General features: G+C 72.4%; 5 protein-coding genes and 1 pseudogene. 1 reads left to right on the top strand and 5 read right to left on the bottom strand.

Translation table 11 applies throughout. The features are described from left to right. Positions 1 to 33 precede the first annotated feature (33 nt). The 3 genes from AB0C69_RS33105 to AB0C69_RS33095 form a co-directional block, all read right to left on the bottom strand. On the bottom strand, positions 34 to 2,292 hold the full coding sequence (locus tag AB0C69_RS33105) for a bifunctional SulP family inorganic anion transporter/carbonic anhydrase (RefSeq protein WP_360358860.1): 2,259 nt from the start codon (positions 2,290 to 2,292) through the stop codon (positions 34 to 36). Positions 2,293 to 2,383: 91 nt separating this feature from the next. Further along, positions 2,384 to 4,261, bottom strand: coding sequence for a hypothetical protein (locus AB0C69_RS33100; RefSeq protein ID WP_360358859.1), 1,878 nt, complete (start codon positions 4,259 to 4,261; stop codon positions 2,384 to 2,386). A gap of 267 nt (positions 4,262 to 4,528) precedes the next feature. Further along, the gene (locus AB0C69_RS33095) at positions 4,529 to 5,116 is read right to left on the bottom strand and encodes a YbhB/YbcL family Raf kinase inhibitor-like protein (RefSeq protein WP_360358858.1); all 588 of its coding nucleotides are present in this window, start codon (positions 5,114 to 5,116) and stop codon (positions 4,529 to 4,531) included. 391 nt (positions 5,117 to 5,507) lie between these two features. On the opposite strand from AB0C69_RS33095, the gene AB0C69_RS33090 reads away from it, so the two are divergent. Next, positions 5,508 to 6,881 carry an NAD(P)/FAD-dependent oxidoreductase gene (locus AB0C69_RS33090; protein WP_345178520.1) on the top strand — a complete coding sequence of 458 codons (1,374 nt, stop codon included), beginning with the start codon at positions 5,508 to 5,510 and terminating at the stop codon, positions 6,879 to 6,881. 131 nt (positions 6,882 to 7,012) lie between these two features. Here the strand turns inward: AB0C69_RS33090 and AB0C69_RS33085 are convergent, their stop codons facing one another. Both AB0C69_RS33085 and AB0C69_RS33080 read right to left on the bottom strand, forming a co-directional pair. Further along, positions 7,013 to 7,822: an ABC transporter permease gene (locus tag AB0C69_RS33085; protein ID WP_345178517.1), complete on the bottom strand. Its 810-nt coding sequence runs from the start codon at positions 7,820 to 7,822 to the stop codon at positions 7,013 to 7,015. Further along, positions 7,819 to 8,304, bottom strand: a pseudogene (locus AB0C69_RS33080) (daunorubicin/doxorubicin resistance ABC transporter ATP-binding protein DrrA); the annotation flags it as partial. The pseudogene AB0C69_RS33080 and the gene AB0C69_RS33085, both read right to left, overlap by 4 nt. Between the last annotated feature and the right edge of the window lie 74 nt (positions 8,305 to 8,378).

Raw genomic sequence — 8,378 nt, 5'->3', positions numbered from 1 at the left:
GGTCGTCCTGCCGGAGGACGACCCGCGCCTGTGTCAGGTGAGGGACCGGGTCCGCGGGGCCTCGTCCGGGACGGGGACGAAGACGCCGCCGGCCTGGTCGTAGACCTCGACGTTGGCGGACCCGAGGTCGAGGTAGAGGCCGACCAGCTCGATGTCGCCGGAGTCGACCCGCTCCCGCAGCCACGGGTAGGTCCGCAGGTTGTCGAGCTGCTGCATCACGTTGATCTTGCAGAGGCGGGTGAGGGGCTGCTCGTCGGCGGGCGGTTCCTCGGCGAGGAAGCGGGCGAGGCTGTGGTTGCCGTGCTTCAGCCAGCGCGACAGGCCCTCCAGGTGCTCGACCTCGGAGCCGCCGGCGAGCAGCGCGGCCATCGCGCCGCAGTTCGAGTGGCCGCAGACCGTGATCGTCTTGATGCCCAGGACGTTGACGGCGTACTCGACGGTGGCCGCCACCGAGTCGTCGGGCGTCCCGGAGCCGCGCCGGGGCACGAGGGCGCCGACGTTGCGGTTGATGAACAGGTCGCCGGGGCCGCTCGCGGTGATGATGTTGGGCACGATGCGCGAGTCGACGCAGGTGATGAACAGATGCTGGGGCTTCTGCTCCATCGCCAGCTCGGCCATGATCGGGCGGACGAGCGGGGCCGTGCGCCCGTGGTATTCGCGGACGCCGTTCAGCAGGACGTCCGCGGGGGACATCTCGGGTGCGTCCAGCGCGGCCTCGGTTCGCCGCCGGCGGTTGGCCCAGGGGGCCCACCAGCGGGCCGGAGGCGGAGTCTTGGCAGCTTGGGAGATATCGCCAGTCACAGCTCTTTCATACCAAGCCTCGTGAACCTCGTCGATGTCGACCCTCCCCCCTTGGCGCTCGTGGGCGAGCCTCCAGCGGTGGACGGCGTCGAACGCGGCATGGTCCATGAAGTCGACGTTGAGGTCGAGGTCGACGCGGGCGTCCGCCGGGATCTGCTGCAGGGCGCGCGCGACGCGGGGAACGCCGAGGAAGGTGAACGTGCCCTCGACGACCACGTGCCAGCGGGGCGAGGCGGGCGCGTCGCCGGGGGCGGGCACGAACTGCTCCGTCCTGACCGAGAGCCGGGTGAGCCGGCGCAGGGCCAGCACCGCCATGACCCCGATGCCGAGCAGGACGCCCTCGCCGAGACCGAACAGCACGACACCCCCGAGGGTGACGAAGTAGGCGGGCGCCTCGCGGTGGTGGCGCAGGGCGCGGACCCGGGACAGGTCGGCCAGCCGGACGCCGAGCACGACCAGCAGCGCGGCGAGCGCGGCCAGCGGGACCTGCTCGATGAGCGGCCCGCAGGCCAGGGCGAGGACGAGCACCCAGACGCCGTGCAGGATGGGTGACAGTCGGGTGCGGCCGCCCGCCTCGATGTTGGCGGTGCTGCGGACGATCACGCCGGTGATCGGCAGCCCGCCCAGCACGCCGGAGACGGCGTTCGCGGCGCCCTGGCCGAGCAGGTCGCGGTCGAGGTCGGCGGACGGGACCCCCGCCGGGCGGGAGCGGTCGACGGCGACGCTGCACAGCAGGGACTCGACGGCTGCCACGAGCGCCACGGAGATGACCGCTCCGGTGATACCGAACAGTGTCCCTTCCGGCATGACGGGGAGGGCCCAGCCGTCCAGCAGCGAGGACGGCAGGTCGACGCGCGGCACCCGCCAGCCGAGGGCCCAGGCGAGGGCGGTGGCCAGGGCGACGGCCGGCAGCGGGCCCGGGACGAGGCGGAGCGCCCCGCTCTTCGGCAGCCGGGACCAGCCCAGCACGACGAGCACGGTCAGCCCGGCGACCAGCGCGGACTGCGTGTGCGGCCGCGCGAGCTGGCCCGGCAGCTCGCTCAGGTTCGCGACGGCCGACTGCTGGGGGCTGCCGCCGAGGACCACGTGGACCTGGGCGAGGACGATGACGACGCCGACCCCGGCGAGCATGCCGTGCACGACGGCGGGGGAGACGGCGAGGGCGGCGCGCGCGACCCGGCTCGCGCCCAGGACGATCTGCACGAGTCCGGCGAGCAGGGTGATCGTGCAGGTGGCGCGCCAGCCGTAGGTCTGCACGAGGCCGGCGACGAGGACGGTGAGCCCGGCGGCGGGCCCGCTGACCTGGAGCGGCGAGCCGCCGATCAGGCCCGCGACGATGCCGCCGACGACGGCGGCGATCAGTCCGGCGGCGACGGGTGCGCCGGAGGCGACGGCGATGCCCAGCGAGAGCGGGATCGCGACGAGGAACACGACGAACGAGGCGAGGAGATCTCGCCGGAGCGTGGATGCGTTCGGTGGCTTAAAAGTCACACAACGTATTCAATCATGTGCTCAGCGCTTCCCTCGGACACGACGAGGGCCGCCGGACGGATCCGGCGGCCCTCGATCAAGTGTGCCTTGGTCAGCGGCGGTAGTTCTCCCAGTCGTCGGTGGGCTGCTGGGAGCCGTACGGGGGGTTGTCGTTCTGCTGGCCGCCCTGCGGGTAGCCGCCCTGCTGCTGCGGCGCGCCGCCGTAGTAGCCGGACCCGTACGCCTGCGTGGCGTTCGGGTCGGCGTAGCCGCCGGTGCCCGGGTCGTGCGGCGCGGCCAGCGGGTCGCCGCCGTTGTAGCTGCTGCCGCTGAAGTCGCCGTAGGCCCCGGAACCCCCGGTGCCGGTCTCGCCGCCGCCTCCGGCTCCGCCGCCGCCGAACCCGCCGAGCGGGTCGTCGTAGCGCTGCGAGTCGCCGTAGGCGGGGGCGGTCGGGTAGCCGTCGTTCGGCTGGCCCTGCCCGTACCCGGGCGGCCCGCCGATCCCGGAGTCGTAGCCCTGGCCGGAGCCGCCGCCCTGCTGGCCGCCGGACGGCCACGGGCCGGTGTTGCCGGTGCTCGGCGGGGCGGGCGGGGTCGTCCCGTAGGAGCCGGTGCCGAGCGGGTCGCTCAGCGGGTCGTTCAGGGAGCCGCCGTAGGAACCGCCCGTGTCGGACGGCGAGGGCGGGCCCGACCGCTGCCGGTCGGACTGGATGCGCTGGAGCAGTTCGTCGACGGTCGGGAGCTTGTGGCCGTCGGTGTCAGAGCCGCCGCCGTGCGCCGCCGGGGGGGCGGGGGCGGGGGGAGCCGGTGGGGCGGGCGGAGCCGGCGGCTCTTCGGGACGGCCGAGGGGCAGCCCGAGCGGGTCGCCGCCGAGGGCCCCGCCGGGGCCGGACGAGCCGAGCGGCAGGTCGTAGTCCTGGCGGCCTCCGGGCGGCGGGCCGGCGGCCGGACGGCCTCCGAGCGGGTCGGAGGCGTAGTCGCCGTAGGACGGCTCCTGGGAGCCGTACTGGGGCTGTTCGGGGATGCCGTACTGGGGCTGGTCTGCGCCGTACTGCGGCTGGTCTGCGCCGTACTGGTCCTGGCTCCCGTACTGGTCCGGGACGCCGTACTGGTCCTGGCTTCCGTACTGGTCCTGGCCGCCGTAGGACGAGTCGCCCGAGCCGTAGTCGGACGCTCCGTACGCGGGCTGCGGCTCCTGGCCGCCGTACACCGGCTGGTCGGGCGCGCCGGGGCCGCCGAAGGGGCTCTGCGGGCCGGTGCCGCCGTGGCCGCCGTGGGCGCCTGTTCCCGCCAGGTCGGTCGGGATGGGGTCGAGCGACGTCGCGCCCGGGTCGTTCCCGGCGAACGGGGAGCCGCCCTGGAACCCGCCCGGGCCCGGGGGCGTCTGCTGCGGGCCGGTGCCGAGGCCGTTGAGGACGGTGCCGTCGGGGCCGAGGGAGACGGGCTGGGTGAGGCCGGGCGGCTCGATGGCCGGCTGCTCGGGCGGGGGAGCCTGCGGGGGAGACTGCGCGTTCAGCGGGTCGGCGGCCGGGTCGCTCTCGGGGCGCGGGCCGCCCTCGTTCTGCTGCCAGGGGAACTTGGGCTTGTCGAAGGTGATCGTCGCCCAGTAGTCGTCGTCCTCCATCTCGTCCGACGCCTGGCCCGGAGGCGGGGGCGGCGGGGCGGACGGCCCCGGGGCGGAGGTGGGAGCGGCGAGCGGGCCGCCGCCGGGTCCGGCGACGCGACGGTCGGGAACGGGCTCGGGAGCGCGGTCGTAACCGCCGTCGTAGCCCTCGTCGTACCCGGGGCCGTACTCGTCCGGGCCGCCGCCCATCTGCTCCTGCGGCGGGGGGACTCCTCGGCGGCCGCGGGGCTGCTTCTGCGGCTCGTCGTCCATCCAGTCGTCGTCGTCATCGCCCCCCGCCCTGCTGGCCCGCAGGCCGAGGGCCACGAGGACGACCACGAGGACGACGACCACAATGAGGCCGAAGACCACGATGTAAGAAGTCATGCCACCACCCAATGCCTTGGCCCGGCGAGAGTCGCCAGCGCGGACCGCGGGTCCGTCCCGATTGTCGCCAGCGTCCGGATAGTCACGGGTTTCCGCCGCCTTGGCTTAACCCGATTCTCTCCGACCGCTATGACCGTTGTCACACCCTTCGCGCACATTTACCCTCACACGGCGCGTGCCGATCGGCCAACTCCGCCGACCCGCACGCCCCTGACAGCTCCGGCCCCCGCCGGGGCCGTCCCGGCCCCGTGCTCGCAGGCTCCACGGTCAACGCGCCTGCTCGCCGCCGAAGTTCCCGGTGATCCGCCCGCGCCCCACCGTGTGCTTGGCGATCGCGGGGAGCGAGTCCTTCAGAGCCGCGCCGTTCCGGAACGGCGCCGGATCGTCCAGCGCGTAGATGCTGAACCGGTACCGATGCTTCTCTCCCTTGGGCGGGCACGGGGGCGCGTAACCCGCCTTCTTGCCTGTGGTCAAGCCCTCGACGGTCCCGTCGAGCCGGGCGCCTTCGACCAGCTCGTTCACGGTTCCGTCGATGCCCGCGATCACCCAGTGGACCTTGGCGCCGCCGGAGGCGTCCGGGTCGTCCATCACGATCGCGAACGACCGGGTGCCGGCCGGCGTGCCCGACCACCGGAGCGGCGGGGTCTTGCCCTGTCCGCCAGGGTACGTCGTGCAGCCGTATCGCGGGGGCAACTCGCGCCCATCGCGGAAGACCGGGCTGGTCACGGTGAACCACTCCGACAGTTCCGCGCTCTTGTTCTGGGGCTGGCCGATCAGCCCGCAGCCGCTCAGCGCCCCGGCGAGCGCGAGCGCGCCCGCCGCGGCCATGACCGGCCGCCGGTCTCTGCTCATCATCGATACGCTCCCGGGCGAGATCGTACGCCGCGCGCCGCCGGATCGCCGTCATCTCGGCCCCCGATTGTCGGCCGCGCGCGTCCCGCCGCCGGCGCCCCCTTCCTCGTCCGCCCCAACCTTAGGGGTTTTCCGGGGGTGGGACGGGCCGTTCGCCCCGCCTCGGGAGGCCGCCGCCCACGGCGGTGTCCTGTGACGTTCGTCATGCGTGCATTGCTGCGCTCCACCCCGCTTTTGGGCAAGTAGTGGCGGGTTTCACACCCGTATCGGCGGGATCCTTTGCCAGAACGGGAAGTTCGGCGGTTCTTTCCTGGTTCCTGATTGGTGAACGGCACGTTCCATCCGCTAGTTTGTGAATGTCTTCACAAGCCGACCGTGACATTGGAGGGCCGCAATGGCCAGGACCGCCCAGGGGACCCCCGGCGCTCCCCACATCCTCATCGTGGGTGGCGGCTATGTGGGCATGTACACCGCTCTTCGCCTGCAGAAGAAGCTGAAGCGGGAGCTGAAGAGGGGCGAGGTCAGGGTCACCGTCGTCGACCCCAACTCGTACATGACGTACCAGCCGTTCCTGCCCGAGGCCGCCGCCGGGAACATCTCCCCGCGGCACGTCGTCGTCCCGCTGCGCCGGGTGCTGCCGAAGTGCACCGTCCGCAAGGCGCGCGTGACCGAGCTGAACCACGACGAGCGATGGGCGATCGTCCAGCCGCTGGCGGGCCCGCCGGAGCGGATCACCTACGACTACCTGGTCATGGCGGCCGGCGCGGTGCCGCGGCTCCTGCCGATCCCCGGGCTGGCCGAGAACGGCATCAGCCTGAAGACCGTCGGCGAGGCCATCCACCTGCGCAACCACGTCCTGGAGCAGCTGGAGATCGCCGAGTCGACCGACGACGTGGAGCTGCGCCGCAAGGCGCTGACCTTCGTGTTCGTCGGCGGCGGGTTCGCCGGCGTCGAGGCGGTCGCCGAGCTCGAGGACATGACCCGCGACGCCACCAAGTACATGCGCAAGGTCACGCCGCAGGACCTGCGGTTCGTCCTGGTGGAGGCGGCCGACCGCATCCTTCCGGAGGTCGGCCCCGACATGGGCAAGTGGACCGCCGAGCAGCTGCGCGGCCGCGGCATCGCGGTGAAGATGAACACCTTCCTGCAGTCGGCGGTGGACGGCCAGATCGAGCTGTCGGACGGCAGCAGCTTCCCGGCCGGCACCCTCGTGTGGAACGCGGGCGTCAAGCCGTCGCCGGTCGTGCGCAACGGCGACCTGCCGGTCGACGAGCGCGGCCGCGTGAAGGGCACCGAGTACCTCACCATCGAGGGCCTCGTCCGCGCGTTCACCGCGGGCGACAACGCCGCGATCCCGGACCTCACCGAGGACGGCATGTTCTGCCCGCCGAACGCCCAGCACGCCGTCCGCCAGGCGAAGCTGCTCGGCGACAACATCGTGCGGTCGATGCGCGGCAAGACGCTCAAGCCCTACGTGCACGGCAACCTCGGCGCCGTCGCGGGCCTCGGCCTGCACAAGGGCGTGGCCAACCCCCTCGGCATCAAGCTCAAGGGCTGGCCCGCGTGGTTCTTCCACCGCAGCTACCACGGCGCGATGGTCCCGACCTTCAACCGCAAGATCCGCGTCATCGCGGACTGGACGCTCGCGCTGTTCCTCAAGCGCGAGACCGTCTCGCTCGCGACCATCGAGCAGCCGCGCGCCGACTTCGAGCTCGCGGCCCTCGACGACGGCAAGGCGAAGGCGAAGGCCGACCAGAACGCGGCCTGAGCAGAACGCGGTTTCAGCAGAACGCGGCCTGAGCCGTTCCGCGCGAAACGCCCCGGCGGTCATCGACCGCCGGGGCGTTCCCCGTTTTCAGCAGTGCCTCAGTCGCGCTTCGGCAGTGCCTCGGTCGCGCCTCAGGCGCGCTGCTTGAAGGCGCGGAGCGACAGGGGCGCGAAGACCAGCGAGATGCCGACGCCCCACGCGAGCGCGATCCAGGCGTGCTCCAGGACGGGGCCGCCGACCAGCAGGCCGCGCATCGCCTCGACCAGCTGCGTGACGGGGCTGTTGTCCATGACGTACGCCAGCCAGCCGGGGATGCCCTTCGTGGACGGGATGAACGCCGTGCTGAGGAAGCTCAGCGGGAAGATCACCACGAAGCCGAAGATCTGCACCTTCTCCGGCTCGCTGACCTTCATCGCGATGAAGACCGACGTCCAGGAGAACAGGATCGCGAACGTCAGCAGCAGCAGGAACGCGCCGAGCACCGCCAGCGCGTTCGTCTCCACCCGGAAGCCGATGGCGAACCCGACCAGCAGCAGGATCGTCATCGACCACGCCTGCTTGACGGTGTCGGCGATGATCCGCCCGGCCAGCGGGGCGCTGCGCGCGATCGGCAGGCTGCGGAACCGGTCGAACACGCCCTTGGTGATGTCGGTGTTGAGCCCGAACCCGGTGCTCATCCCGGCGAAGAGGGCGTTCTGGGCGATGATGCCGGGGATCACGATCGGCAGGTACGCCTCGACGCTGCCGGCCATCGGCGGGCCGAACACGTAGGCGAACAGCAGCACGAACATGATGGGCTGGATCGACAGGTCGAGCAGCTCCATCGGGTTGTGCTTGATCTGAACCAGGTTGCGCCAGGCCAGCGTGACCGTGTTGCGCAGGGCCGTGGCCGGCGCGACCCGCTTGGACAGATCCTGCGGCGCGAGCGTCGCGGTGGTCATGCGGAGGCGCCTTCCTTGTCGGTCTGCTTCTGCAGTTCGTCGGCCTCGGCGTCGATGTCGTCGGTGTGGTGGCCGGTGAGGGCGAAGAACACCTCGTCCAGGCTGGACTTGCGCAGCGACAGCTCGCCGACGGCGACGCCCGCCTCGTCGAGGCGGCGGACCACGGCCGGCATCAGCTGCGGGTCGGTGATCGGCGCGCTGACCAGGTCGTCGCGGACCTCCGGGACGGCCTCGGCCAGCTCGCCGACGATGCGCTCCACCGCCGCCACGTCCGCCGCGTCGACCGGCCTGACCTCCAGCACCTGCCCGCCGACCTGGGCCTTGAGCATGTCGGACGTGCCGTGCGCGATGGCCTGGCCGCGGTCGATGACGATGATGTCGTCGGCGAGCTGGTCGGCCTCCTCCAGGTACTGCGTGGTGAGCAGCACGGTGACGCCGTCGTCGGTCAGGCCGCGGACGATGTCCCAGAGGCCGTTCCTGCTGCGCGCGCGCCAGCAGCACTCCCACCGCGTCCCTCAGCCATCCAAGCGGCCCGGTGATCGGCACCTCCGTTCCC

It is taken from the genome of Actinomadura sp. NPDC048032 (assembly GCF_040653175.1).
Taxonomy (GTDB): Bacteria; Actinomycetota; Actinomycetes; order Streptosporangiales; family Streptosporangiaceae; genus Spirillospora; species Spirillospora verrucosospora.
Note: the sequence above shows the minus strand (reverse complement) of the source record. Positions and strands in the feature narration are given on the sequence as shown.

Excerpts from the sequence above, each read along its gene's own strand:
- AB0C69_RS33100 (WP_360358859.1), bottom strand. The coding sequence starts at position 4,261 with ATGACTTCTTACATCGTGGTCTTCGGCCTCATTGTGGTCGTCGTCCTC.
- AB0C69_RS33095 (WP_360358858.1), bottom strand. The coding sequence starts at position 5,116 with ATGATGAGCAGAGACCGGCGGCCGGTCATGGCCGCGGCGGGCGCGCTC.
- AB0C69_RS33090 (WP_345178520.1), top strand. The coding sequence starts at position 5,508 with ATGGCCAGGACCGCCCAGGGGACCCCCGGCGCTCCCCACATCCTCATC.
- AB0C69_RS33085 (WP_345178517.1), bottom strand. The coding sequence starts at position 7,822 with ATGACCACCGCGACGCTCGCGCCGCAGGATCTGTCCAAGCGGGTCGCG.